Consider the following 24,441-nt stretch of genomic DNA (forward strand, 5'->3'; position numbering starts at 1 on the left):
CGTCACCACCACCGCGCCGACGCCGCCGGCCCCGAGCGCGATGAGGGCGGCGTCGGACAGGGCGCAGATGCCGACCACGGCGAGGACCGCCTCGCGGCGGACTCCTTGGCGCAGGACGAAGGCGTTCTGGGCACCGATGGCGACGATGAGGGACAGTCCGGTGCCGAATCCCGCGGCTGCGGCGGTGAAGGTGCTGGTCATGACCTTGACGCTACGGACGGACCCGTCTCGGGTACAGCTAAAGATTCTTACGTATCATTAGCTCAAGTGATGACCTCCTTGATGGCGGACCTGCCTCTGGACCAGGTGCGGACCCTGCTCGCGGTCGTGGACGAGGGCACCTTCGACGCGGCGGCGGCCGCGCTGCATGTGACGCCCTCGGCGATCAGCCAGCGCGTGAAGGCGCTGGAGCAGCGCACGGGGCGGGTCCTGCTGCTGCGGACCAAGCCGGTGCGGCCCACCGAGTCGGGCGAGGTGCTGGTGCGGCTGGCCCGCCAGGTGGCGCGGCTGGAGCGCGACGCGTACGCGGAGCTGGGCCTGAGCGGTACCGGCGAGCCGACCCGGGTCTCGGTGGCGGTGAACGCGGACTCGCTGGCCACCTGGTTCCTCGGGGTGCTCACGCGCGTTCCGGAGGAGCTGCGGCTCTACTTCGAGCTGCGCCGCGAGGACGAGGACCACACGGCGGCGCTGCTGCGGGAGGGGGTGGTGATGGCCGCGGTGACCTCGTCGGCGGATGCCGTGCCGGGCTGCTCGGTGCGGCCCCTCGGGCGGATGCGCTACGTCCCGGTGGCCGCGCCGGACTTCGCCGCACGCCACCTCGGCGGCCCTCTGGAGCAGGTGCTTCTCGATGTGCCCGTCGTGACCTTCGACCGCAGGGACGACTTCCAGGACGGCTTCGTCCGCCGGCTCACCGGGGGGCGGAGCAGCGCGAGTCCCCTGCGGCACTACGTACCGACGTCGGAGGGATTCGTCGACGCCGTGGCCGCCGGACTGGGCTGGGGCCTGGTGCCCGAGGCCCAGGCGGACCCGCTGCTGCGCACCGGCGGGCTCGTCGGACTCGCCCCGGGCCGGACGGTCGACGTTCCCCTGTACTGGCAGCAATGGAAGCTCGATTCCCCGGCGCTGGCGCAGGTCGCGGAGACGGTGACGACGACCGCCGCGGAGGCACTGCGCAACTGAGGCGTGCCGCCCTACTCCCCGCTGCTGTCCAACTGCGCCGCCGCGCTGTGCAGCAGCATGTCCAGGGCCGTCGGATAGGCGCTGGTCAGCATGCGGGTGGCGAGAAGGGGTGCCGCTTCCGCGATGCGGGGGTGGGTGGTGGCGGGCAGGCGGGCGTACGTCGAGCGCCACATCTCCTCGTCCGCGCGCAGTGAGGCGCGGGGCAGCGCCAGCGAGGCGGCGTCGAGCGCTGCGAAGGCCAGGGTGGTGTCGACGAAGGCGTGGTAGACCCGCACCGCGTCCGGCAGCGGGAAGCCCGCCGTGCGCAGCACGTCCAGGACCGCCTCGTCGGCCGCGAGTTCGTGGGCCCGGCCCGAGACACGGCTGGCGGTGAGCACGGCCGCCTGCGGATGGGCCACGTACGCGGCGTGGATGCGCAGCCCGACGGCCCGCAGGTCCGCCCGCCACTCCCCCGTCGGCGCCCAGCCGCCGAGCGCCTGCCCGATCAGCGCGTCGCCGATGGCGAGCGTCAGGTCGTCCATGCCCCGGAAGTACCGGTAGAGCGTACTCGGGTCGGCGTCCAGGGCCAGGCCGAGCCTGCGGGCGGTCAGCCCCGCGCTGCCGTGTTCGTGCAGCATGCGCAGCGCCGTCTCGACGATCAGCTCCTCGGACAGCACGGTGCCGCTCTTGGTGGGCCTGCGCCGACGGCGTTTCTCCTCGGGCACCACGGGCTTCGGCACGACGGCTCCCTCCTTATGCCAACGCCATTGACCTTAAGACAGAGGGCGGCGTTTCATCTCCTCAAGGGCCCCGTCACGTTCTTCGCAAATAGGGAGTTTCTGTCATGCGTGTACTGCTCGTGGGCGCCGGCGGTGTGGGCGGCGCGATCACCCGTATCGCGGCCCGGCGGCCGTTCTTCGAGGCGATGGTGGTGGCCGACTACGCCCCGGCCCGGGCCGAGGCGGCGGTCGCGGCGCTCGGCGGCGACGCGCGGTTCACCGCCGAGCAGGTGGACGCCGGCGACGAGGCGGCGGTGGCCCGCCTGCTGGCACGGCACCGCTGCGACGCCCTGCTCAACGCCACCGACCCCCGCTTCGTGATGCCCCTGTTCCGCGCGGCCCGCGCCGCGGGCGCCAACTATCTCGACATGGCGATGTCGCTGTCCCACCCGCACGAGGAACGGCCGTACGCGGAGTGCGGGGTGAAGCTCGGCGACGAGCAGTTCGCGCAGGCGGCCGACTGGGAGAAGGAGGGGGTCCTGGCCCTCGTCGGCATGGGGGTGGAGCCGGGCCTGTCGGACGTCTTCGCACGGTACGCCGCCGACGAACTCTTCGACGAGATCGAGGAGATCGGCATCCGTGACGGCGCCAATCTGACCGTCGACGGCTATGACTTCGCGCCCTCGTTCAGCATCTGGACCACCATCGAGGAATGCCTCAACCCCCCGGTCGTCTACGAGACCGGCCGGGGCTGGTTCACCACCGAACCCTTCAGCGAGCCCGAGGTCTTCGACTTCCCCGAGGGCATCGGCCCGGTCGAGTGCGTCAACGTGGAGCACGAGGAGGTGCTGCTCGTCCCGCGCTGGGTCGACGCACGCCGGGTCACCTTCAAGTACGGCCTGGGCAGGGAGTTCGTCGAGACGCTGAAGACACTGCACCTGCTGGGTCTGGACCGCACCGACCCGGTCACGGTGCCGGGGCCGGACGGCCCGGTGGCGGTCTCACCCCGGGACGTGGTCGCCGCGTGCCTGCCCGACCCGGCGACCCTGGGCGAGCGGATGCACGGCAAGACGTGCGCGGGCACATGGGTGCGGGGCGTCAAGGACGGGAAGCCGCGCGAGGTGTACCTGTACCACGTGGTCGACAACCAGTGGTCCATGACGGAGTACGGCAGCCAGGCCGTGGTGTGGCAGACCGCCGTCAACCCGGTCGTCGCGCTCGAACTCCTCGCCACCGGCGCCTGGTCCGGCACCGGCGTGCTCGGCCCGGAGGCGTTCCCGGCCGGCCCGTTCCTGGACCTGCTGACGGCCTACGGCTCGCCCTGGGGCATGCGCGAGCAGTGACCGGTTGTCCGGGCGACGTTGTTTCACGAGGCATCGACAGGTGACCCGAAAAGGAGTAAGCATCCGAACGGGCACGTTTCTACTGTGATGCAGGTGACTTCGATGGACAACTGGCGAGACCACGCTGCCTGCCGGCACGAGGACCCCGAGCTCTTCTTCCCGATCGGCACCACGGGCCCGGCCCTGCTCCAGACGGAGCAGGCCAAGTCGGTGTGCCGGCGCTGCCCCGTCCAGGACGAGTGCCTGCAATGGGCCATGGACACGGGGCAGTCCATCGGTGTGTGGGGCGGCACGAGCGAGACGGAACGGCGTGCGCTGAAGCGGCGCGCGGCAGCCCGGCGCCGCTCCGGCTGACGTCCGCCCACCGGCCGTTCGGTGCGGCCGGGGTTACGCTCGCGGCAGACCCGTCCGTCGCAGAAGGGCCCGACCATGAGCGTGCGCGTCCGCCGTGTCTACGATCCGCCCGAGCCTGACGACGGCACCCGCGTCCTGGTCGACCGGCTGTGGCCGCGCGGACTGTCGAAGGACGCGGCCCAGGTGGACGAGTGGCCGAAGGCGGTCACCCCGTCGACGGAGCTGCGCCGCTGGTACCACGCGGGCGAGGCCTCCTACGAGGAGTTCGCCGAGCGGTACGAGGCGGAGCTCACCGGCGACGAGGCCGCCGAACTCCTCGGCCGGGTGCGGGACCTGGTCCGCAAGGGCGACGTGACACTGCTGACCGCGTCCAAGACGCCGGAACGGAGCCACGCGACGGTACTGGCCCGTCTCCTCGAAGGCTGAGGAGACGGGCCCGAGCCCGTCAGGCGGTCTGCTTCGCCGCCGCCCGGCCCGCCGCCCGCCCCGAGAAGAGGCAGCCGCCGAGGAAGGTGCCCTCCAGGGCGTTGTAGCCGTGGACACCGCCGCCGCCGAAGCCGGCGACCTCGCCGGCCGCGTACAGCCCCTCCACCGGCTTGCCGTCCGCCCCGAGGGCGCGGGAGTCGAGGTCGGTCTGGATGCCGCCGAGGGTCTTGCGGGTGAGGATGTGCAGCTTGACGCCGATCAGGGGGCCGGCGGCCGGGTCGAGGATGCGGTGCGGGGTGGCGACCCGGCCGAGTCGGTCGCCGATGTAGCGGCGGGCGTTGCGGATGCCCTGCACCTGGGCGTCCTTGGCGTAGGGGTTGGCTATCTGCAGGTCGCGCGCCTCGATCTGGCGCTTGATCCCGGCCGCGTCGAGGAGCGGCTTGTCGGTGAGTTCGTTCATCTTCGCGACGAGCTGTTCGACGCCGGTCGCGGTCACGAAGTCGGCGCCCTTGCGCAGGAACGCGTCGACCGGTCCGGGCGCGCCCTTGCCGAGGATGCGTTCCTTGAGGAACCCGGCGCGGTCCTTGGCGGTGATGTCGGGGTTCTGCTCGGAGCCCGACAGTGCGAACTCCTTCTCGATGATCTTCTGGGTGAGGATGAACCAGGAGTGGTCGTACCCGGCGATGTCCTCGGTGGTGCGCAGGTGCTTCAGGGTGCCGAGGGTGTCGTAGCCGGGCAGGCAGGGCCCGGGCAGGCGGCGACCGAGGGCGTCGAACCACATCGAGGACGGCCCGGGCAGGATGCGGATGCCGTGGCCGGGCCAGATCGGGTCCCAGTTCTGCAGACCCTCGGTGTAGTGCCACATGCGGTCGCGGTTGACCAGCCGTGCGCCCGCCTCGGAGCTGATGTCGAGCATCCGCCCGTCGACGTAGGCGGGTACACCGGTGACCATCTCCTGCGGCGGGGTGCCGAGGCGCTCGGGCCAGTAGCGGCGGACGATGTCGTGGTTCGCGCCGATGCCGCCGCTGGTGACGATCACGGCCTGGGCGGTGAGTTCGAACTCGCCGACCGGGTCGCGGTTGGAGGCGACGCCACGGGGTGAGGAGTCGTCGGCCAGGACCGTGCCGCGCACGCCCCGGGCGGTGCCGTCCTCGACGACCAGTTCGTCGACGCGGTGGCGGTGGTGGAAGGTGAGCAGCCCGTCGCGCGCGGCCTGCTCGGCGTACCGGACGAACGGTTCGACGACTCCGGTGCCGGTGCCCCAGGCGATGTGGAAGCGGGGCACGGTGTTGCCGTGCCCGTGCGCCGTGAGGTCGCCGCGCTCGGCCCAGCCGACGGTGGGCAGGAACGTGATGCCGTGCCCGTCCAGCCAGGACCGCTTCTCCCCGGCGGCGAACTCGACGTAGGCGCGCGCCCAGCGCACGGCCCAGGAGTCCTCGTCCTCCAGCCGGTCGAAGCCGGCGCTGCCGCGCCAGTCGCTCCAGGCGAGGTCGAAGGAGTCCTTGATGCCCAGGCGCCGCTGCTGCGGCGAGTCGACGAGGAACAGCCCGCCGAAGGACCAGAAGGCCTGTCCCCCGAGGTTGGCGGCGTTCTCCTGGTCGACGAGGGCGACCTTGCGGCCCTTGCTGGTCAGCTCGTGTGCCGCGACCAGGCCGGCGAGGCCCGCTCCTACGACGATGGCGTCGGCATCCATGGCGACCGTTCCTTCCTCAGTTCTGATCGGGGGTGCCGCTGCCGTCGGTCAGCAGGGCCGTGAGCAGTTGCTTCAGCCAGACGCGGGCGTGTTCGACGTCCCGGTCCAGCAGCAGTTGCGTGGTGACGCCGTCGTACGCCGCGACCACGGCACGGGCGGCGCCGTCCGTGTCGCCCAGTACGGCGGGCAGCGCGGTGTGCCCACGGGCCCGGCCGAGCCGGTCGGCGATCGCCTGCCGCAGGCGCGCGCGGTGTTCCAGCAGGCTGCGCGCCACGTCCGGGTCGCGGGCCGCGTGCACGAGGAAGTCCGTCTTCACCAGGAGCCAGTCCCGGTCGAGGAGCAGCACGTCGGTGACGCGGTCGACGGCGGCGGGCACGTCGAGGCCGGGTCCGTCGAGGGCGAGGGCCCCCGACACCTGTTCCGCGATCAGGTCGGCCCGCTCGCGGTAGAGGGCGAAGAACAGCTCGTCGAGGCTGGAGAAGTTGGAGTAGAAGGCGCCTCTGCTGTAGCCGGCGGCCTCGCAGACCTCCTCGATGGAGACGTGGCCGAAGCCCTTGGCCGCGAACACGGAGAACGCCGCGTCCAGGAGGTTGGCCCGCGTGCGCACCCGGCGCCTGGTCACGCGCCCCGTCGTTCCCTCCACGGCCATGTACCGGCCCCCTTTCGATACATGACTGTATTCGATACACCGATGTATCGAAAGACTCGCGGGGAAGCCTTCCGATTCGATGGAACATACTTTCGATTACGGAGTACGCTGGGCGCATGCACCTCCAGGGCTCCCTCTTCGACCAGACCGACGAGCTGCGCCTCGGTCCTCTCGACGGGATCAGCCGTACCGACCTCGGTTTCGGTGCCTGGCTCGACGTCCTGCCCGCATGGCTCAGCGGCTCCGACGACCTGTTCGAACGGCTCGCCGCCGAGGTGCCGTGGCGTGCGGAGCGGCGCACGATGTACGACCACGTCGTCGACGTCCCCCGGCTGCTCGCGTTCTACGGCGCCGACGCCCCGCTGCCGCACCCGGTACTGGACGAGGCGCGGGACGCCCTGTCCGCCCACTACGCCGGCGAACTGGGCGAGCCGTTCACCACGGCCGGTCTCTGCTACTACCGCGACGGCCGGGACAGTGTGGCCTGGCACGGCGACCGGATCGGACGGGGTGCCCGCGAGGACACGATGGTGGCCATCCTGTCGGTGGGAGCACCCCGGGATCTGCTGCTGCGCCCGATGCGGGGCGGTCGCGACACCGTGCGCCGGCCCCTGGGCCACGGCGACCTCGTCGTGATGGGCGGCTCCTGCCAGCGCACCTGGGAGCACTCCGTCCCCAAGAGCACGCGGGCGCCGGGGCCGCGCGTCAGCATCCAGTTCCGCCCGCACGGCGTGCAGTGAGGCGGCCCTAACCGCCCTGTCGCGCGGGTCCGTTGATTGCGGACCCGATGATTCCGGCTGCCGCGGAGTCTGCTTTCCTTCTCCCGTCGGGCTCGGACCACACAACGCGGGGCGATCATGCGGACAGACGTACAGCAAGTCGCGGACGGCACCTACCTGGTGCACGGCTCCAACACCAACTGGGTGATCCTCACGGAGGGCGACGCCGTCACGCTGGTCGACACCGGCTACCCCGGCGACCGGGAACAGGTCCTCGCCTCGCTCGCGGAGGTGGGCAGCTCCCCGGAGGCGGTCGCGGCCGTGCTGATCACGCACGCGCACAACGATCACCTGGGTTCCGCCGAGTACCTGCGTGCCACGTACGGCACGCCCGTGTACCTGCACGAGGCCGAAGTGCCGCACGCGCGCCGGGAGTTCCTGCACCAGGTGGCCGTCGGGACCGTGCTGAAGAACGCCTGGCGGCCCGGGGTGCTGCCGTGGGTGGTGCACGCGCTGCGCTCCGGCGGCACGACGCACAACCCGGTCACGGCCCCCGAGCCGTTCCCGACGGCGGGTGCCCTCGACCTGCCGGGCCGGCCCGTACCGGTGCACACACCGGGCCACACCGACGGGCACTGCGCCTACCACGTGCCGGGCACCGGCGTGCTGATCTCCGGCGACGCCCTGGTCAGCGGGCACCCCACCTCGCGGATCGAGGGGCCGCAGCTCCTGCCGGACATGTTCCACCACGAGCGCCCGCGTGCCGTGGCCTCCCTGGACCTGCTCGCGGAACTCGAGGGCGAGCTGCTGCTGCCCGGGCACGGGCCGGTCCACCGTGGTCCGGTGCGGGACGCCGCTCTGCGGGCCCGCGAGCACGCCCTTTAATCTGATGTGACGATCGGCGGCGAGACAAGGACACCCGGCCCATGGCACTGCAGATCAGCGCGACCAATCCGGAGCATCCCGCGCTCTTGCTGGAACTGCCGTGGGACGTGCCTCTCGAGGAGTGGCCGGAGGAGTACCTGGTGCCGCTGCCGCGCGGTATCTCCCGGCACGTGGTGCGCTACTCCCGGGCCGGCGACGAGGTGATCGCCGTCAAGGAACTGGCCGAGCGGCCCGCGCAGCGCGAGTACGACATGCTGCGCGACCTGGACCGGATCGGCATCCCGTCGGTGGACCCCCTGGCCGTGGTGACCGGCCGCACCGCCGCGGACGGCGCCCCGCTGGAGAGCGTCCTGATCACCCGGCATCTGGGCGGCTCGATGCCGTATCGCTCGATGTTCGAGACGACCATGCGCCCGGCCACCATGCACCGGCTGATGGACGCGCTCGCCGTACTGCTGGTGCGGCTGCACCTGGCCGGGTTCGCCTGGGGCGACTGCTCGCTGTCCAACACGCTCTTCCGGCGTGACGCGGGTGCCTACGCCGCCTACCTGGTGGACGCCGAGACCGGTGATCTGCATCCGCAGCTCAGCGTCGGACAGCGTGAGTACGACCTGGACCTCGCCCGGGTGAACATCAGCGGGGAGCTGCTGGACCTGGAGGCGTCCGGGGCGCTGCACCCGTCCGTGGACCCCATCGAGTTCGGCATGGAGATCTGTGCCCGCTACCGCACCCTGTGGGACGAGCTGACCCGCACCTCCGTCTATCCGGCCGGCCAGTACCAGTACATAGAGCGCCGGATCCGCCGTCTGAACGAACTCGGCTTCGACGTCGCCGAGATGCAGATCGAGCACGCCTCGAACGGTGACACGGTCAGCTTCGTGCCCAAGGTCGTCGACGCGGGCCACCACCAGCGGCAGTTGCTGCGCCTGACCGGCCTCGACACGGAGGAGAACCAGGCCCGGCGGCTGCTGAACGACCTGGAGAGCTGGATGGCGACCCAGGACGACTACGCGCCGGGCGACCCCCTGGGCGCCCGCCCGGAGGTACTCGCCCACCGCTGGGTGCGGGAGGTGTTCCGGCCGACCGTGCGGGCGGTGCCGCCCGAGCTGCGCGGCGCCGTGGACCCGGCGGAGATCTACCACCAGCTTCTCGAACACCGCTGGTACATGTCCGAGCGGGCCCAGCACGACATCGGCATCGACACCGCGGTCGAGGACTACATCCAGAACATCCTGCCCAAGGCCCGCAAGACCCTGCAGCCGACCGCGGACTGAGCCGCCGCGGCGCTCAGGCGTGCGGCACGACGGCGACCGGGCAGTCCGCGTGGTGCAGCACTCCGTGCGCCACCGAGCCGATCCGGGCACCGACGGCCGTGCGGTGCGCCCGGCGGCCCACGACCATCAGCTGGGCCGTCCCGGCCACCGACAGCAGGACCTGGCCGGCGCTGCCCATCTCCACGTGTTCCGTCACCGGCACGCCGGGGAAGCGTTCCCGCCACGGCCGGACCGCCGCGTCCAGGCTCTTCTTCTCGTACGGTTCCAGTCCCCCGGCCTCGTCGAGGAGCTTCAGCGAGCCCGGACTGTAGGCGAACACGGGCGGCAGGGTCCAGGCCCGTACGACCCGCACGGTCGCCCCGCGCGCCGCCGCCGTCTCGAAGGCGAACCGCAGCGCGTCGGCGCTGTCCTCCGGGTCGCCCTGCTGGCCCACGACGATCTCGCGCCCGGCGGCCTCGGCCGAGGGTTCGTCGCCCGCGCGGACGAGCACCACGGGCCGGGCGGCCCCGGCGATGACCTGCTGGCCGACCGAGCCGAGCAGGAAGCCGACGATCCGCCCGTGCCCGCGCGAGCCCAGCACCAGCAGCTCGGCGTCGGCAGCGGCGGCGACCAGTGTGTCGACGGCCGGCCCCTCCACGACGTCGGTGGTCACGTCGAGGTCCGGGTGCCGTTCGGTGACGGTCCCGACGGCCTCGGTCACCGCGCTGTGCACCCACTCCGCCTGGCTGTCGGCGTCCCCGGCGATCCCCGCTTCGAGCGTCTCCTGCGGATGGGGCCGCCAGGCGTGCACCACCCTGAGCGCCGCCCCGCGCCGCACCGCTTCGCGCGCCGCCCAGGCCAGGGCGGCGATGCTCTCCTGCGATCCGTCGACCCCTGCGGTGATCGGGCGTGTCATCCGGCTGCCTCCCTGTGGAAAGTCACTGCGTGCTGCTCAGTCTTCACTACCCCCCGCTGGTGAGCCGAGGCAGCCGAAGCCGATCTCCGTATCGGAGCGCGGCGGGGCGATCGAACATACGATGGGCGAAGGTCGGTGCGGTGCCCCGGGGCGCCGGACCGGTAGTCGACCGCCCGGTGTGGGGGACGTATGGCACAGGCCGCCGACGCGGCGCGGACCGTCATCATGACTGTGGACGACGACCCGGGGGTCTCCCGGGCCGTGGCCCGGGATCTGAGGCGGCGGTACGGCGCGTCGTACCGGATCGTGCGCGCGGAGTCCGGCGAGTCCGCGCTCGACGCGCTGCGGGAACTGAAGCTGCGCGGCGATCTCGTGGCGGTGATCCTGGCCGACTACCGGATGCCGCAGATGAACGGCATCGAGTTCCTGGAACAGGCCGTGGACGTGTACCCGGGCGCGCGGCGGGTGCTGCTGACGGCGTACGCGGACACCAACGCGGCGATCGACGCGATCAACGTCGTCGACCTCGACCACTACCTCCTCAAGCCGTGGGACCCGCCCGAGGAGAAGCTCTACCCGGTGCTCGACGATCTGCTCCAGGCGTGGCGGACCAGCGACTTCCGGCCCGTGCCCAGCACCAAGGTCGTGGGGCACCGCTGGTCGTCGCGGTCCTCGGACATCCGGGAGTTCCTGGCCCGCAACCAGGTGCCGTACCGCTGGTACTCCGCCGAAGAACCGGAGGGCCGGCGGCTGCTGGCCGCGGCCGGCACCGACGGGATGCGGCTGCCGGTGGTCATCACACCGGACGGGACGCCCCTGGTAGAACCGGAGGCCGTCGACCTCGCCGCCCGGGTCGGTCTTGCGACGACCCCGACGGCCGACTTCTACGACCTGGTCGTGATCGGCGGCGGACCGGCCGGGCTCGGCGCCGCCGTCTACGGTGCCTCCGAGGGGCTGCGCACCGTGCTGGTGGAGCGGTCGGCGACCGGCGGGCAGGCGGGGCAGAGCTCGCGCATCGAGAACTACCTGGGCTTCCCCGACGGTGTGTCGGGGGCGCAGCTCACCGACCGGGCACGCCGGCAGGCGGCGAAGTTCGGCGCCGAGATCCTCACCGCGCGCGAGGTGACAGCGCTGGAGGTCAACGGCGCCGCCCGGATCGTACGGTTCTCCGACGGCTCGGCGGTCGCCGCGCACAGCGTGATCCTGGCGACCGGCGTGTCCTACCGGCAGTTGGCAGCGCCCGGCTGCGACGACCTGACCGGGTGCGGTGTGTTCTACGGGTCGGCCCTGACGGAGGCCCCCTCCTGCCAGGGACAGGACGTGTACATCGTGGGCGGCGCCAACTCCGCAGGGCAGGCGGCCATGTACCTGTCCCGGGGCGCCAAGTCGGTGACCCTGCTGGTGCGCGGATCCTCCCTGTCGGCCTCGATGTCGCACTACCTCATCCAGCAGATAGACGAGGCGCCCAACATCCAGGTGCGCTCCCGCACGGTCGTCGACGCCGCGCACGGCGACGGCCACCTGGAACAACTGACTCTGCGGGACGTGGACAGCGGGCACACCGAACAGGTCGACGCGCAGTGGGTGTTCGTGTTCATCGGCGCGGCCCCGCTGACCGACTGGCTGGACGGCACGGTGCTGCGGGACGAGCGCGGGTTCATCCTCGCCGGGCCCGACCTGACCCCCGACGGCCGCCCGCCGGGGGACTGGGAGCTGGACCGGCCGCCGTACCACCTGGAGACGAATGTGCCCGGCGTGTTCGTGGCGGGCGACGCCCGTGCCGAGTCCGCCAAGCGCGTCGCGTCCGCCGTCGGAGAGGGAGCCATGGCCGTGATGCTCGTCCACCGGTATCTGGAGCAGTCATGAGCGGGCAGTCGATGCCCTGCAACCCCCAGGAGATCGGGGCACTGTTCCTGTTCGAGAAGCTCACGCCCGAGCAGCTCGGCAGGCTGTGCGGCGAGGGGCGGGTGGAGCGGTTCGAGCCCGGTCCCGTGTACACCGAGGGCGATCCCGCCACCTGCTTCTACGTGATGCTCGAGGGCACGGTCGTGCTGTACCGCCGGGTCGGCGGGGACGACGTGGAGGTGACCCGGACCTCCCAGCGCGGCGTGTACGCGGGGTCCATGCAGGCGTATCTGGGCGACCGGGTGCGGCAGGTCTACAACAACTCCATGCGCGTCACCGAGCCGACGCGGTTCTTCGTGCTGCCCGCCGACACGTTCGCAGACATCATGCAGGAGTGGTTCCCGATGGCGGTGCATCTGCTGGAGGGGCTGTTCTTCGGTTCCAAGAGCACCCAGCGGGCCATCGGGCAGCGCGAACGGCTGCTGGCGCTGGGCTCGTTGTCCGCGGGGCTCACCCACGAGCTCAACAACCCCGCCGCCGCGGCCGTGCGGGCCACCGCGACGCTGCGGGAGCGGGTCGGCAAGATGCGGCACAAGCTGGCGATCATCGCGCAGGGTTCGTACTCCCCCGAGGTCATGGCGAACCTCATCGACATCCAGGAGCGCACCGCCGAGCGGGTCGCCAAGGCCCCCACGCTGAGTCCGCTGGAGGCCTCCGACCGGGAGGACGCGCTCAGCGACTGGCTCGACGACCAAGGCATCCCGGACGGCTGGCGGATCGCGCCCACCTTCGTCCAGGCCGGTCTCGACGTGGACTGGCTGGACCAGGTCGCGGCGGCCGTGGACGAGGAGATCCTGCCGAGCGCGATCGGGTGGCTCAACTACACCGTCGAGACCGAGTTGCTGATGGACGAGATCAACGACTCGACCACGCGCATCTCGCATCTCGTCGACGCGGCGAAGCAGTACTCGCAGCTCGACCGCGCGCCCTTCCAGAACGCCGATGTGCACGAACTCCTCGACTCCACCCTGCTGATGCTGTCCGCCAAGACCGGCAAGCGGATCAAGGTCGTCAAGGAGTACGACCGAGCGCTGCCGCGAATCCCGGCGTACCCGGCCGAGCTCAACCAGGTGTGGACGAACCTGATCGACAACGCGGTGTCGGCCATCAACAGCGCGGGCGGCGAAGGGACGCTGACCGTGCGGACGGCTCCGGACCACGACCGGCTGCTGGTGGAGTTCCGGGACACGGGCGTCGGTATCCCGGCGGAGGACCGGGGACGGATCTTCGACCCCTTCTTCACGACGAAGCCCGTGGGTGAGGGGACCGGGCTCGGGCTCGACATCTCCTGGCGGATCGTGGTCAACAAGCACCACGGGAGCATCCAGGTGGAGTCGGAGCCCGGGGACACACGGTTCCAGGTGCTGCTTCCGCTTACATCGGTCGAGGAGGAGCCTTCATGAGTGGCGACAGTGGTGACAACGGGATCGACCCGGGCGTGCCGCCGAGCGGCAACGGGTGTGTCGACTGCGATGCGGCCGGGGGGTGGTGGTTCCATCTGCGGCGGTGTGCGCGGTGCGGGCATGTGGGGTGTTGTGACAGTTCGCCCGCGAAGCATGCGACGGGGCATTTCCGGGCTACCGGGCATCCCTTGGTGCAGAGCTTCGAGCCCGGTGAGAACTGGTACTGGGACTACTCGGCGAATGAGTTGTACGAGGCCGGGCCTGAACTGGCTCCGCCTGTGAGTCATCCCGCTGATCAGCCGACGCCGGGGCCTGCGGGGCGGGTGCCGGTGGATTGGGCGAAGGTTTTGCGGGCCTAGGAGCTCGGGGCTGTCGGGTGGACGGCGGCTGCGGGTTGTGTGTGGTTGATCGCGCCCACGCGGCGGAGCCGCACAATGTCACAGCCCCGCGCCCCTAAGAAAAGAAGGTTGGTTCAGTGCCGCAGGCTTCATCGGTCACGCCCGTTGTCGGGCGGGATGCCGAACTCGCCCGGCTCACCGGCGTACTGGAGCGTGCCCGTGCCGGTGAGGCTCGGGCCGTACTGGTCGCCGGGGATGCCGGAGTCGGTAAGACCCGGGTGCTGGACGAGATGGCCGGGCGGGCCGCCGGAGCCGGGATGACCGTCGTCACCGGGCACTGTGTGGATCTCGGGGACGTCGGGCTGCCGTATCTGCCGTTCACCGAGATTCTCGGGGTGCTGGCCGCCGACGAGCGGTTCGCGGGCGCTCTCGCCGCGCATCCCGTGGTCGAGCGGTTGCTGGGGGCCGGAACCGGTGGCGTGCGGGACGTGGACGGGCGGTTGCGGCTGTTCGAGGGGATGGCGGGGCTGCTGGCCGAGGTGGCCGATGTCGCCCCGTTGCTGCTCGTGCTGGAGGATCTGCACTGGGCCGACCAGTCGTCGCGGGATCTGCTGCGGTTCCTGCTCGGCCGGGGTGTCCTCCGGCACCGGCTGGCGGTTCTCGCCTCGTACCGGGCCGACGATCTGCACCGACGGCATCCACTGCGGCCGCTGCTGGCGGAGTTGATACGGCTGCCCGCCGTGGAGCGGCTGGAGCTGCGGCCGCTGGCCGATCCCGATGTGGCCCGGCTGGTGCGTGCCCTGGAGCACCGGCCGCTGCCGGACACCACCGTGCGGCGGATCGTGGAGCGCGCCGAGGGGAACGCCTTCTACGCGGAGGAGCTGCTGGCGGCCTCCGACTCGGAGCCCGGCGGGGTGCCCGGCGGACTCGCCGATGTGCTGCTGATCCGCTTCGAGCAGCTCTCCGACACCGCGCAGCAGGTGCTGCGGACCGCGGCAGTCGCCGGGCGCCGGGTGGAGCACGATGTGCTGCGGGAGGCGGTGGGGCTGCCCGAGGAGGAGTTGGAGTCGGCGCTGCGCGAGGCGGTGGGACGGCAGCTTCTCGTGGCCGGGGGCGACGACACGTACTCGTTCCGGCATGCCCTCGCCCGCGAGGCCGTCTACGCCGATCTGCTGCCCGGGGAGCGGGCGAGGCTGCACGGCGCGTTCGCGCGGCTGCTCGCCGGGCGCGGCCGGACCGCCGAGAGCGCCGCCGAGCGCGCCCACCACTACCGGGAGAGCCATGACCTCGCCGAGGCGCTGGCCGCCTCACTGGAGGCCGCCGACCACGCCCAGCGCGTCGGTGCGCCCGCCGAGGAGCAGCGGCATCTCGAAGCGGCGCTCGATCTGTGGCCGGCGGTGGGTCCCGAAGCCCGGCCCTCGGGCGGGGGCGTCGACCGGGTGACGCTGACACTGCGCGCCTCGGCGGCGGCCGCGCACGCCGGGGAGTTGCACCGCGCGGTCTCCCTGAGCCGGTCCGCGCTGGCCGAACTCGGCCAGGACACCGGCTCCGAGCTCGCAGCCCGGGTCCGCTACACCCTCGCCGGGAACCTGCTGAGCGTGGACAGCCTGACGGCGGCGTTCGCCTACAGCAGCGAGGCCCTGGGGATGATCCCCGAGGATCCTCCGTCGCGTACGTGGGTTTGGGCGGCGGCCACCCATGCCCTGGCCGCACGCCACGTCGGGGAGAACGAGACCGCGCTGCGGGTCGCCCGCCGGGCCCTGGGGGTGGCGGAGCGGCTGCGGGTGACCGACGCCCAGGCGGACCTGCTGATCTCACTGGCCGTTTTCGACGGGGACGGGCGGCGCGGCGCGGAGGGCCGCGAACGGCTGCTCAAGGCGCGGGACCTGGCCCGGAGTTCGGGCAACGCGCTCGTGGAGCTGCGGGCCCTGTTCAACCTGGCGATGGGCTGCTACGAGTCCGGTGCCCTGGCGGAGTGTGTGCCCTGGCTGACGGAGGGCCTGGACCGGGCCCGGCGTGCCGGGCTGTTGTCCTCGACGTACCCGCTGGAGATGCGGTATCTGCGGCTGCTGGTGCTGCATGTGCTGGGCCGCTGGGACGAGTGCGTGCGCGCGGCGGCGGCCGACGCCGAGGTGCTGCCGGCGGCCGGCGGTTACACGGTCGGTCCCGCGCTGTACGTGGCGCTGGCGCGTGGCGATCTGGCGGCCGCCGACCGGGCACGTGCCCTGCTGGAGGGGCCCTTCGAGTGGATGGCCACCCTGGTCGCGGGCATCGTGCTCACCGACGCCGCGGGGCTGCGCGGCGATCCGGAGGACGCGGTGCGGTGGATGCGGTCCACGGTCACGGCCCTGGCCGACGAGGCGGTCCCCCGCCCGGGCGTCACGGTCCGGCTCGCCGCCCTGGCGCTGTCCCCGGTGGCCGACTCGGCCGCCGGGCTGCGGCTGACCGGCGACGAGGCCGGGGCCCGCCGCTGGACGGACACCGCGACCGAACTGGTGGAACTGGCGCGGGCCATCGCCACCCACGGCGAGAACGGCACGCCCCAGGGTCCCGAGGGACAGGCATGGCTGGCCCGGGCGGAGGCGGAGTGGCTCCGGGCCGTGTCGGGGCCGGACGCGGCGGCCTGGGCGGAAGCGGTGAAGGCCTTCGGCTACGGCGATGTCTACGAGCGGGCGCGCTGCCGGTTGCGGTACGCCGAGGCCCTGGTGACGGCCGGGCGTCGCGAGGAGGCGGTGGCGGAGGCCCGAGCCGTCCGGGAGACCGCCGACGACCTCGGCGCCACGCCGCTGCGGGAGCAGGTCGACGCCCTGGTCCGGCGCGGCCGGCTCTCGGACACACCGGGCGCCGGCGACCGGGCCGGCGCGCTCACCGCACGCGAGCAGGAGGTGCTGCGGCTGCTCGCCCGCGGGCGCAGCAACCGGCAGATCGGCGACGAGCTGTTCATCAGCGGCAAGACGGCGAGCGTCCATGTCTCCAACATCCTCGCCAAGCTGGGCGCGTCGAGTCGCGGCGAGGCGGTGGCGATCGCCTACCGGGAGGGTCTGATCACCCCCGAGCCGTCGGCGTCCGGCTGACCGGCTCCGGGCGGGCGGGCCTGGGCAGCGGGTCTTCGCCGTCACTTGCTTCGGCGACCATCTGTGGATCTGGCGCGCCGATCACGGCGACGGCGTCGGCTGGAACGTCAACACCGCTGACACCGGTCTGGTCGTCAACGGGCACGTCGTCAACGACCGGGGCGGGCCCTCCGACTCGGCGACGAACGTGGCGAATCTGGTCGCGTATCCCTGACCCGGGCTAACGGCTCCCGCAGTCGAGGCTTTTGAGATCGACGGCGTCGGCCATCGCCCGCATCCCCTTGTCGTTGGGGTGCAGATGGTCGCCGCCGTCGAAGACGGGGAGGATCCGCTCGGGGTCGTCGGGGCTGCGCAGGACACGGTCGAAGTCGGCGACCGCGTCGAACTCGCCGCTGCCGCGGATGAAGGCGTTGACCTTCCGGCGCACGGCCTCCCCGGCGGGGTCCCATTCCTGCCAGCCCTTGAAGGGGGCGATCGTGGAGGCGACAACGCACTTGCCGGACGCGTGCACCCGGTCGATCAGGGTGCGGTACCCGGCGATCATCTGGGCGGCCGTGGCGCCGGGCTCGAACTTGATGTCGTTGACACCCTGGAAGAGGAACACCGTGCGCACGCCCGGCAGCGAGAGCGCGTCCCGCGAGAGGCGGTTCAGGGCGCTCTGCCCGGGACCGTCGGTGAGGACCCTGTTTCCGGCGATCCCCGCGTTGGCCACCCCTTCGACGGTCGTCGTGGGGGATTTCGCCAGCCGGCGGGCGAGGTAGTCGGGCCAGCGCCGGTTGAGGTCGATGGTGGAGTGCCAGCCATCGGTGACGGAGTCGCCCAGGGCGGCCACGGCACCCGCCTCGGACCGTGGCCGCACGGTGACGGCGTCGAGGTAGAACCAGGAGCCGGTCCGCTGCTTCCAGTGCGCCGCGCCCTCCTCCGCGGTGTGGTCGCCCTCAGCGGTGTACGACGTCTGCATCGCCATCCAGTGCCCGGTGAGCGCGCCTTCCGCCCGGGCGACGTACAGGCTGACGGCGAGCGAGCTCGCGGCGGGGACGTGGCCGGGCAGCGGGTCGCTGTGGACGATGCCGCCGGCGGGGACGGTGACGGAGCGCGCGCCGTCGAAGGTCAGGCGTCTGTTGCTGCCGGGGACGAGCGCGGCCCCCTCCCGCTGCAGGCCCGCGTGGACGTTGCCGAAGGTCACCGGCCGGTCGCCGAAGGCGTTGGACAGCCTTATCCGCATGCCGCTGCCGCCGACGCTGGTGTGCACGACCAGCCGGTAGCCGCGGCCGTCGACCGCCTCGCCGATGTGGTTGGCCGAGGAGGCCCAGGTGACCACGCCGTCCCCCGGCTCCGCCGGGGCGCTGGGCGGCCGGGCCTGCTCGGCCCCCTGGGGTGTCGCACCGGCTCCGCAGCCCAGCACGAGGCAGGTGGAGAGGGCCGCCAGGGCGGTGCGGCGGCGGGGGCGTGCGGTGCGGGGCATCGTCGGCGCTCCTTCGGCCGGTCGGCGGGCGTTCTTGTCGTGCGGGTCTCGCAGGGTCAGCGAGCCACTGGACACGCGGCGGCTCGTCCGGGCGGTCCCGGCGTACGACACGGTACTGGTGCGGCCACCGACGCTGCGCAGGGTGTCCTCGGTGCTGCGGGCAGCCGACGGTGGGAACCCTCGTTCCCCCGGGGCCGTTGTCCGGGCGTGATGAGCGAGTTGGTCCCCGGTGGCAATCTGGCGTTGCCGGGCGGTGCGGTGACCGTCCGGGTGCCCGGGCCGTTCGACGTGTCCGCGCTGGTCACGGACGACAGCGGAAGGGTCCGGGGCGACGGCGATTTCGTCTTCTACAACCAGTCGGCCGCGCCGGGAGCCGTGCTGCGGGGGGACACGCTCACCGTGGATCCGGCGAGGTTGCGTGCCGGAGCCACCCGGGTCACCGTCGCCGTAAGCCCCGCCGAGCCCGGAACCACCCTCGGCCGTCTGCCCTCCCCCACGCTCCACGTCACCGACTCCGCCGGCCGCCCGCTCGCCCGGTTCACCCCGCCGCGCCCCCGCCAGGAGACGGTGCTGCTGCTCGCGGAGCTCTACCGGCGCGGCGGCCGCTGGAAGCTGCGGGCCCTGGGCCAGGGGTACGCCGACGGGCTGGCGGGAGTCGCCCGGGACTTCGGCGTCGATGTCGTGGACGACCCGGCCCCGTCGGAGGCGGGGCCGGGCGCGCTCGACAGCGGGGTGCGCCGAGCGGCCCTCGCGCCCCCGGCCGCGCAGTCGCGGGTCCCGGCCGCGCGGCACCGGACCGGGACCGAACCGTCCGGCCGTGCCGCCCACTCCCCCGGACCTCCCGTCTTCGCTCCCTCCGCACCCGGTCCCGACGGGTTCGTCGCCCTGGTCAACTCCGCGCGGGCCGAGGCCGGTTCGCCCCCGGCAACCCTCGACGCCCGCTTGGCGTCCGCGGCCCGGGAGCACGCCGCCGCCATGGCGATGACGGGACGCCTCGGTGTCGAGAGCCGGGACGGTGTCTCCGTCTACCAGCGCGTCACCGGCGCGGGATACACGTACCTCACCATCGGCGAGCACCTCGTGTCCGGCCCGCGCACACCGGCCGAGTTCGTCGCGTACTGCCTGCGCACCGACGCTCCGCGCCGCACGCTGCTCGACCCGGCGTTCACCCACACCGGACTGGCCCACGTCCACGACGGTCCTTCCGGTGACACCTACTGGACCGCCCTGTGGGCCAGGCCGTTCACACCGGACGGGCTGCGCGGCACGGCATCAGCGGTCACCGACCTCACCAACCGGGAACGCGTACGGGCCGGACTCCCGCCCCTGGCCGTCGACCCTCTGCTCACCACCGCCGCGCAGGCGCACAGCGCCGACATGGTGGCCCGCGCCTTCTACTCGCACACCGCGCCCGACGGCAGCCAACCCTGGGACCGTGCCGCCGCGGCAGGATCCGCCCGGCGTTCCATCGGCGAGAACATAGCCTGCGGCCAGCGCTCCCCCGCCGACGTCGTGGAGGGCTGGATGAACAGCCCCGGCCACCGGGCCAACATCCTCAAGCCGGGCTTCACCCACCTCGGCATCGGCTTCGCGGGCGGCGGCCGGGCGGGCACGTACTGGACGCAGCTCTTCGGCGCCTGACACTCACGACCGCGCCCCGGCCCGTCAACCCCGCCCGTGATCTTGGCGGAGGGAGACGCTCCGGGCGAGGATGCCCGCATGAAGGGTGACCTCTTTTCCAGCGAGCACATGACACAGCCGGCCGTCGCGGCGGGCATGACGATCGAGAACGCCAAGTGCGTCCGGTACACGGTGAACGGCGAGATGCTCTCCCGGCAGGGCGCGATGATCGCCTACCGCGGCAACCTCCAGTTCGAACGCAAGGGCCAGGGCGTGGGCGGCATGCTCAAACGCGCGGTCACCGGGGAGGGACTGCCGCTGATGGCGGTGCGCGGGCAGGGCGAGGCCTGGTTCGCCCACGAAGCGCAGAACTGCTTCATCGTCGACGTCGAACCCGGCGACGAGTTCACCGTCAACGGCCGCAACGTCCTGTGCTTCGACGCCACATTGTCGTATCGCATCGCGACCGTGAAGGGCGCCGGCATCACCGGCGGCGGCCTGTTCAACAGCGTCTTCACCGGGCACGGCAAACTGGGCCTGGTCTGTGAGGGCACCCCGCTCGTCATCCCGGTCTCCGCGCAGTACCCGGTGTACGTCGACACCGACGCGATCGTCGGCTGGACCGCGGGCCTGCAGACCTCCCTGCACCGCTCGCAGTCCATCGGGTCGATGCTGCGCGGCGGCTCCGGCGAGGCCGTGCAACTGCTGCTCCAGGGCGAGGGATACGTCGTCGTACGGCCGAGCGAGGCGACGCCGCAGAAGCCCGGGCAGCACTGATTCCGGCACTGGAGTCCCCTCGGGTGATCTACGCCTCACAGGCAACCCGGTCCCTTCCATCGACGTCTTGATCGGCAACAGGTGATGCCCTGGCCCTTGTGGCCAGGGCCGGTTTCCCCCCTTCTATACACGGCATGTATACGCAGTGTGTATACATGGTGCGTATATGGACCGAAAGGCATCGATGTACGGCAAGGCATTCGCCCCGGAGTACCAGGGCGCGCTCACCACTCTGTCCGTCAACTCCTCCCTGACCGACGTACTGGCCGCCGGCACCGAGCAGTTGAGGGCGGCCGAGCGCGCCGGCAAGCCCGGGGAGGTGGCCCGGTCCGGACTCGCGGTGGCCGAGGCGCAGCGCCGGCTGGGCCGGGTCGCGGACGCGGACCGGGCCTGGAAGGCGAGTTACCGCGCCGCCCGCGAGGCCGAGGACGCCGGGGCGATGGCCTGGGCCCTGTGGAGCGGCGGCACGCTGGCCCGGCAGCGCGGCGCGCTCCCGCTGGCCCGCCGCCTCCTCCAGCTCGCGGCCGACCTGGGCGAACGCGGCGGGGACATCGTCGTACGCGGCTACTCGCTGGCGGGCCTGGCCGAGACCGGCCGTATCCAGGGCGACTACGAGGCCGTCGGCCGGCTGCACGAGCAGTTGCTCGCCGAGGCCCGGCGGCGCGGGGAGGCGCGGCACACGGTGTGGGCGCTGGAGGGCATCGCGCAGATGCACCGCAACACCGGGGACTACGACAGGGCGTACGACCTGTTCGAGGAGTCCGCCGAGATCGCCGCGCGCGCCGACGACCGGCGCGGACACGCCTGGGCGCTGCGCGGTCTGGCCGACGTCGTGTCCGTGCGCGACGGGGACACCGAGCGGGCCCTGGAGCTGCTGAGCGAGGCGGAGACGACCTGCCTCGCGATGCGGCTCTCGAGCGCGCTGGCCTACAACCACAAGATGCGCGGCAACGTGCTGTACCGGTCCGGGCGCTACGCCGAGGCACGCGCCCTGTACGAGCAGGCGCTCGCGGAGTTCCGGGAGATGAGCGAGCCGCGCGGGGAGGCACTCTCTCGCCTCGGACTCGCCAAGTCCCTGGCGCGGCTGGGCCGCGACAGCGGCGAGACGGCGGCCGAACTGGCCGACCTGGCCGGCACGCTGGAGCGGATCGGTCTCCAGCACGCCCGCAAAATGGTGGCCCGCGCCCATGAGGAGCTCGGCATACCGGACACGGGGCTCGCCCTCGCGGGAGCGACGGAGGCGACACGATGACGGCGCTCCCCATGGCGGTACGGGCGACACGGCAGGACACCGCGACGCAGGCCCCCACCACACGCTCAGCGGACGCCCACCAGGTCCTCGAACGCTGCCGTACCCTCGTGCGGCCCGCCCTGGCCGAGGCCGTCGGGCGACTGCACCCCTGGATCGGCGAGATGGCCGCGTACTCCTTCGGCTGGTGCGAGGTGGGCGGTGCCCCGGCCGTCGCCTCCGGCGGCAAGGGCGTACGGCAGGCGCTCGCGGTGCTCGGCGCCGAGGCGGCCGGTGCGCCCGGCCGGTCCGGGGTGGCCGCGGCGGTGGCGGTGGAGCTGGTGCACACCTTCTCCCTGCTGCACGACGACATCATGGACGGCGACGCGGACCGGCGCCGCCGCCCGACCGTGTGGAAGGCCTACGGCACGGGACCCGCGGTTCTCGCGGGCGACGCCCTGTTCGCGCTGGCCGTCGAGACGCTCGCCGCGCAGCCGGGCGGTGCCGGTGGCGTGCGGACGCTGTCCGGGGCGCTGGGCGACCTGGTGCGCGGGCAGGCGGACGACCTGCTGTTCGCCGAGCGGCCCTGGACGGGACCGCGGCGGGTGCGGCCCGACGAGTACCGGACGATGGCGGAGCACAAGACGGGCGCCCTGCTGGGCTGCGCGGCCGCGCTGGGTGCCGTGCTCGGGGGTGCCGCCCCGGAGACGGTCACCGCACTCGACCGGGCCGGCCGGCACCTCGGGATCGCCTTCCAGATCGTCGACGACGTACTGGGCATCTGGGGTGACCCCCGGGTCACCGGCAAGCCGGTCCACGGCGATCTGCGGGAGCGCAAGAAGACGTTCCCGGTGCTGGTCGCGCTCGGCTCCCCGAGCGGTGGCAGGCTCGCCACGCTCCTGGAGAGCGGCGAGGAGCCCGATGCGGCGGCGGCGCTGATCGAGAAGGCGGGCGGGCGTTCGGCGGCCCTGGCCGAGGCCCGGCGTCACATCGCCACTGTCGAGACGGCGCTCGCCGGGGTTCCGTTGGCGGCGGGAGCCGCCGGTGAACTGCGCTCGCTGCTCGACTTCCTGGTACGGCGCGACGTCTGATCCGGTGCCTTCCGCCCGGCGTGATTGACCTCGGCCGGGTCGGCGGGCCAGGGTGCGACCAGGCGCGTTCCGCGACCCCGCGCCGGAAGGACGACAGCCGTGATCGGCATCTCGGAGATCGAAGCCGCTGCCGAGCGGATCGCCGGGCACGTCGTGCGCACCCCGACCGTGCCGAGCCCGGGGCTGTCGGCGCTGCTCGGCGCCCCGGTCACCGCGAAGCTGGAACTGCTGCAGCGCACCGGCTCGTTCAAGGCGCGCGGGGCGACGGCGAAGCTGCTGTCGCTGGGCGAGGCCGAGCGGGCCGCCGGGGTGGTGGCGGTCAGCGGCGGCAACCACGGGATCGCCCTCGCGGTCATGGCGGCGGCCCTCGATGTGAAGGCCACGGTGGTGATGCCCCGCTCGGCGCCCGCCCGTGCCGTGGAGATCGCGGAGGCGTCGGGCGCGTCGGTGCGGCTGACCGACGACATGGACGGCGCGTTCGCGCTCATGACGCGGCTTCAGCAGGAGGGGCTGACCCTGGTCCACCCCTTCGACGACCCGGTGGTGGTCGCCGGGCAGGGCACGGTCGGCCTGGAGTTCGCCGCCGACGCCGGGGAGCTCACCGACGTGCTCGTCAGCATCGGGGGCGGCGCGCTGATCTCCGGTGTCGCCGCGGCATTGCGGGCGCGTCGGCCCGGTGTGCGGGTCTGGGGCGTGGAGACCGAGGGTGCCCAGGCCATGTCCGAGGCGCTGGCGGCGGGCGGCCCGCTGCCGGTCGCCCTGTCGTCGATCGTCTCCACGCTCAGCGCCCCGTCCGTGTCGCGGCTGACGTACGACCATGTCTCGGCCCTGGTCACCCAGGTGCTCGTGGTCTCTGACCGGGAGGCCGTGCGGGGCTCGCTGGAGCTGGCCGACCACGCCAAGGTGTGGGCCGAACCGGCCGCCGGCTGTCTGCTGCCCGCCGCCAGGCAGGTCCTGGAGCGGGTCGGTGACGGAGCCCGGCTCGGCCTGGTGGTGTGCGGAGGCAACGTGAGCACGGGGGACATGATCACCTGGTCGCATCGCTTCGGTCTGCGCTGAGGATCCGGCCGCCCTCGGGGAATCCGTCGCGGAATTCATCGGAGGGCTCCGAGTTCAGCTGTTGTACACCGCCGCATTTACCGGCGGTTACCACCAGGCCAGCCCGGAATTTGCGAATCCGCGGTCGCCGGCGGGCAAATTCTCCGAGCCCATGGAGACCCGGGCGAGCGAGGTAAGCCGTGCCTGAGCCCGCGAAAGACCGTTTCTCCTCGCACACTTGCTCCCATCTCTTGAACAAAAGACAAGAATGAACACGGAGTTGCGATCCGATTGAACGGAGTGCGCCTCACTCCCCGTACCTCTGGAAAAGGTTGAAAGCCAGGTTTCCAGTCGAGGGATGGCCATGGGCAGGGCGCACGTCTCCAC

At 72.4% G+C, this 24,441-nt stretch carries 22 protein-coding genes; 16 read left to right on the forward strand and 6 right to left on the reverse strand.

Features of this window, described 5'->3' with window-relative positions; genetic code table 11:
• The coding region (locus ACFTZL_RS14305) for a LysE family transporter (RefSeq protein ID WP_382581453.1) at window positions 1-201 on the reverse strand (201 nt) is incomplete at its 3' end.
• A gap of 78 nt (window positions 202-279) precedes the next feature.
• Here ACFTZL_RS14305 and ACFTZL_RS14310 point away from each other — a divergent pair.
• A complete protein-coding gene (locus ACFTZL_RS14310) occupies window positions 280-1,179 on the forward strand; it encodes a LysR family transcriptional regulator ArgP (RefSeq protein ID WP_382581488.1) in 900 nt (299 codons plus the stop codon).
• An 11-nt stretch (window positions 1,180-1,190) separates the two neighbouring features.
• Here the strand turns inward: ACFTZL_RS14310 and ACFTZL_RS14315 are convergent, their stop codons facing one another.
• Window positions 1,191-1,898, reverse strand: a complete 708-nt coding sequence (locus tag ACFTZL_RS14315; protein ID WP_382581454.1) for a TetR/AcrR family transcriptional regulator — start codon at window positions 1,896-1,898, stop codon at window positions 1,191-1,193.
• Window positions 1,899-2,002: 104 nt separating this feature from the next.
• On the opposite strand from ACFTZL_RS14315, the gene ACFTZL_RS14320 reads away from it, so the two are divergent.
• From ACFTZL_RS14320 to ACFTZL_RS14330, 3 genes are all read left to right on the forward strand, one after another.
• A complete protein-coding gene (locus tag ACFTZL_RS14320; RefSeq protein WP_382581456.1) occupies window positions 2,003-3,220 on the forward strand; it encodes a saccharopine dehydrogenase family protein in 1,218 nt (405 codons plus the stop codon).
• A gap of 102 nt (window positions 3,221-3,322) precedes the next feature.
• Window positions 3,323-3,574, forward strand: a complete 252-nt coding sequence (locus tag ACFTZL_RS14325) for a WhiB family transcriptional regulator (protein ID WP_193478998.1) — start codon at window positions 3,323-3,325, stop codon at window positions 3,572-3,574.
• A gap of 75 nt (window positions 3,575-3,649) precedes the next feature.
• Complete coding sequence (locus ACFTZL_RS14330) at window positions 3,650-4,000, forward strand: DUF488 domain-containing protein (RefSeq protein WP_382581458.1); 351 nt, start codon at window positions 3,650-3,652, stop codon at window positions 3,998-4,000.
• Window positions 4,001-4,019: 19 nt separating this feature from the next.
• Here the strand turns inward: ACFTZL_RS14330 and ACFTZL_RS14335 are convergent, their stop codons facing one another.
• Window positions 4,020-5,693, reverse strand: coding sequence for an FAD-binding dehydrogenase (locus ACFTZL_RS14335; RefSeq protein WP_382581459.1), 1,674 nt, complete (start codon window positions 5,691-5,693; stop codon window positions 4,020-4,022).
• Window positions 5,694-5,709: 16 nt separating this feature from the next.
• Window positions 5,710-6,342, reverse strand: a complete 633-nt coding sequence (locus ACFTZL_RS14340) for a TetR/AcrR family transcriptional regulator (protein ID WP_382581461.1) — start codon at window positions 6,340-6,342, stop codon at window positions 5,710-5,712.
• Between the two features lie 116 nt (window positions 6,343-6,458).
• Here ACFTZL_RS14340 and ACFTZL_RS14345 point away from each other — a divergent pair, with 116 nt between their 5' ends.
• The 3 genes from ACFTZL_RS14345 to ACFTZL_RS14355 all read left to right on the forward strand — a co-directional run bounded on the left by ACFTZL_RS14345 (window position 6,459) and on the right by ACFTZL_RS14355 (window position 9,220).
• On the forward strand, window positions 6,459-7,082 hold the full coding sequence (locus ACFTZL_RS14345) for an alpha-ketoglutarate-dependent dioxygenase AlkB (RefSeq protein ID WP_382581463.1): 624 nt from the start codon (window positions 6,459-6,461) through the stop codon (window positions 7,080-7,082).
• A gap of 117 nt (window positions 7,083-7,199) precedes the next feature.
• Window positions 7,200-7,946 carry an MBL fold metallo-hydrolase gene (locus tag ACFTZL_RS14350; protein WP_382581464.1) on the forward strand — a complete coding sequence of 249 codons (747 nt, stop codon included), beginning with the start codon at window positions 7,200-7,202 and terminating at the stop codon, window positions 7,944-7,946.
• 41 nt (window positions 7,947-7,987) lie between these two features.
• On the forward strand, window positions 7,988-9,220 hold the full coding sequence (locus ACFTZL_RS14355; protein ID WP_382581466.1) for a DUF4032 domain-containing protein: 1,233 nt from the start codon (window positions 7,988-7,990) through the stop codon (window positions 9,218-9,220).
• Window positions 9,221-9,233: 13 nt separating this feature from the next.
• Here ACFTZL_RS14355 and ACFTZL_RS14360 read toward each other — a convergent pair whose 3' ends face one another.
• A complete protein-coding gene (locus ACFTZL_RS14360; protein ID WP_382581468.1) occupies window positions 9,234-10,115 on the reverse strand; it encodes a universal stress protein in 882 nt (293 codons plus the stop codon).
• Between the two features lie 189 nt (window positions 10,116-10,304).
• Here ACFTZL_RS14360 and ACFTZL_RS14365 point away from each other — a divergent pair, with 189 nt between their 5' ends.
• The 4 genes from ACFTZL_RS14365 to ACFTZL_RS14380 all read left to right on the forward strand — a co-directional run bounded on the left by ACFTZL_RS14365 (window position 10,305) and on the right by ACFTZL_RS14380 (window position 16,835).
• Entirely contained in the window at window positions 10,305-11,981 is a 1,677-nt protein-coding gene (locus ACFTZL_RS14365; protein WP_382581470.1) for an FAD-dependent oxidoreductase, read from the forward strand.
• Complete coding sequence (locus ACFTZL_RS14370; protein ID WP_382581472.1) at window positions 11,978-13,423, forward strand: ATP-binding protein; 1,446 nt, start codon at window positions 11,978-11,980, stop codon at window positions 13,421-13,423. The genes ACFTZL_RS14365 and ACFTZL_RS14370 overlap by 4 nt, the downstream gene beginning before the upstream one ends.
• Entirely contained in the window at window positions 13,420-13,782 is a 363-nt protein-coding gene (locus ACFTZL_RS14375) for a UBP-type zinc finger domain-containing protein (protein WP_382581474.1), read from the forward strand. Before ACFTZL_RS14370 ends, ACFTZL_RS14375 begins: the two co-directional genes overlap by 4 nt.
• A gap of 116 nt (window positions 13,783-13,898) precedes the next feature.
• On the forward strand, window positions 13,899-16,835 hold the full coding sequence (locus tag ACFTZL_RS14380) for an AAA family ATPase (RefSeq protein ID WP_382581476.1): 2,937 nt from the start codon (window positions 13,899-13,901) through the stop codon (window positions 16,833-16,835).
• Window positions 16,836-17,055: 220 nt separating this feature from the next.
• On the opposite strand, the gene ACFTZL_RS14385 is transcribed toward ACFTZL_RS14380, so the two are convergent.
• Window positions 17,056-18,300, reverse strand: coding sequence for an SGNH/GDSL hydrolase family protein (locus ACFTZL_RS14385; RefSeq protein WP_382581478.1), 1,245 nt, complete (start codon window positions 18,298-18,300; stop codon window positions 17,056-17,058).
• A gap of 210 nt (window positions 18,301-18,510) precedes the next feature.
• Between ACFTZL_RS14385 and ACFTZL_RS14390 the strand changes: the two genes are divergently transcribed.
• The 5 genes from ACFTZL_RS14390 to ACFTZL_RS14410 all read left to right on the forward strand — a co-directional run bounded on the left by ACFTZL_RS14390 (window position 18,511) and on the right by ACFTZL_RS14410 (window position 24,075).
• Window positions 18,511-19,941: a CAP domain-containing protein gene (locus ACFTZL_RS14390; protein ID WP_382581480.1), complete on the forward strand. Its 1,431-nt coding sequence runs from the start codon at window positions 18,511-18,513 to the stop codon at window positions 19,939-19,941.
• A 78-nt stretch (window positions 19,942-20,019) separates the two neighbouring features.
• Window positions 20,020-20,697, forward strand: coding sequence for an AIM24 family protein (locus ACFTZL_RS14395; protein WP_382581482.1), 678 nt, complete (start codon window positions 20,020-20,022; stop codon window positions 20,695-20,697).
• Window positions 20,698-20,881: 184 nt separating this feature from the next.
• A complete protein-coding gene (locus ACFTZL_RS14400; protein WP_382581490.1) occupies window positions 20,882-21,949 on the forward strand; it encodes a tetratricopeptide repeat protein in 1,068 nt (355 codons plus the stop codon).
• Window positions 21,946-23,016, forward strand: a complete 1,071-nt coding sequence (locus tag ACFTZL_RS14405; protein ID WP_382581484.1) for a polyprenyl synthetase family protein — start codon at window positions 21,946-21,948, stop codon at window positions 23,014-23,016. The genes ACFTZL_RS14400 and ACFTZL_RS14405 overlap by 4 nt, the downstream gene beginning before the upstream one ends.
• A gap of 99 nt (window positions 23,017-23,115) precedes the next feature.
• Complete coding sequence (locus ACFTZL_RS14410; RefSeq protein ID WP_382581486.1) at window positions 23,116-24,075, forward strand: threonine/serine dehydratase; 960 nt, start codon at window positions 23,116-23,118, stop codon at window positions 24,073-24,075.
• Window positions 24,076-24,441 lie beyond the last annotated feature (366 nt).

Source organism: Streptomyces sp. NPDC056948, assembly GCF_042674225.1.
GTDB classification, from domain to species: domain Bacteria; phylum Actinomycetota; class Actinomycetes; order Streptomycetales; family Streptomycetaceae; genus Streptomyces; species Streptomyces purpurascens.

What these genes read in the sequence shown, in the direction of transcription:
- ACFTZL_RS14395 (WP_382581482.1), top strand. Translation starts at nt 20,020, where the DNA reads ATGAAGGGTGACCTCTTTTCCAGCGAGCACATGACACAGCCGGCCGTC.
- ACFTZL_RS14365 (WP_382581470.1), top strand. Translation starts at nt 10,305, where the DNA reads ATGGCACAGGCCGCCGACGCGGCGCGGACCGTCATCATGACTGTGGAC.
- ACFTZL_RS14370 (WP_382581472.1), top strand. Translation starts at nt 11,978, where the DNA reads ATGAGCGGGCAGTCGATGCCCTGCAACCCCCAGGAGATCGGGGCACTG.
- ACFTZL_RS14350 (WP_382581464.1), top strand. Translation starts at nt 7,200, where the DNA reads ATGCGGACAGACGTACAGCAAGTCGCGGACGGCACCTACCTGGTGCAC.
- ACFTZL_RS14345 (WP_382581463.1), top strand. Translation starts at nt 6,459, where the DNA reads ATGCACCTCCAGGGCTCCCTCTTCGACCAGACCGACGAGCTGCGCCTC.
- ACFTZL_RS14355 (WP_382581466.1), top strand. Translation starts at nt 7,988, where the DNA reads ATGGCACTGCAGATCAGCGCGACCAATCCGGAGCATCCCGCGCTCTTG.
- ACFTZL_RS14385 (WP_382581478.1), bottom strand. Translation starts at nt 18,300, where the DNA reads ATGCCCCGCACCGCACGCCCCCGCCGCCGCACCGCCCTGGCGGCCCTC.
- ACFTZL_RS14400 (WP_382581490.1), top strand. Translation starts at nt 20,882, where the DNA reads ATGTACGGCAAGGCATTCGCCCCGGAGTACCAGGGCGCGCTCACCACT.
- ACFTZL_RS14375 (WP_382581474.1), top strand. Translation starts at nt 13,420, where the DNA reads ATGAGTGGCGACAGTGGTGACAACGGGATCGACCCGGGCGTGCCGCCG.
- ACFTZL_RS14335 (WP_382581459.1), bottom strand. Translation starts at nt 5,693, where the DNA reads ATGGATGCCGACGCCATCGTCGTAGGAGCGGGCCTCGCCGGCCTGGTC.
- ACFTZL_RS14325 (WP_193478998.1), top strand. Translation starts at nt 3,323, where the DNA reads ATGGACAACTGGCGAGACCACGCTGCCTGCCGGCACGAGGACCCCGAG.
- ACFTZL_RS14405 (WP_382581484.1), top strand. Translation starts at nt 21,946, where the DNA reads ATGACGGCGCTCCCCATGGCGGTACGGGCGACACGGCAGGACACCGCG.
- ACFTZL_RS14340 (WP_382581461.1), bottom strand. Translation starts at nt 6,342, where the DNA reads ATGGCCGTGGAGGGAACGACGGGGCGCGTGACCAGGCGCCGGGTGCGC.
- ACFTZL_RS14330 (WP_382581458.1), top strand. Translation starts at nt 3,650, where the DNA reads ATGAGCGTGCGCGTCCGCCGTGTCTACGATCCGCCCGAGCCTGACGAC.
- ACFTZL_RS14360 (WP_382581468.1), bottom strand. Translation starts at nt 10,115, where the DNA reads ATGACACGCCCGATCACCGCAGGGGTCGACGGATCGCAGGAGAGCATC.
- ACFTZL_RS14320 (WP_382581456.1), top strand. Translation starts at nt 2,003, where the DNA reads ATGCGTGTACTGCTCGTGGGCGCCGGCGGTGTGGGCGGCGCGATCACC.
- ACFTZL_RS14390 (WP_382581480.1), top strand. Translation starts at nt 18,511, where the DNA reads ATGAGCGAGTTGGTCCCCGGTGGCAATCTGGCGTTGCCGGGCGGTGCG.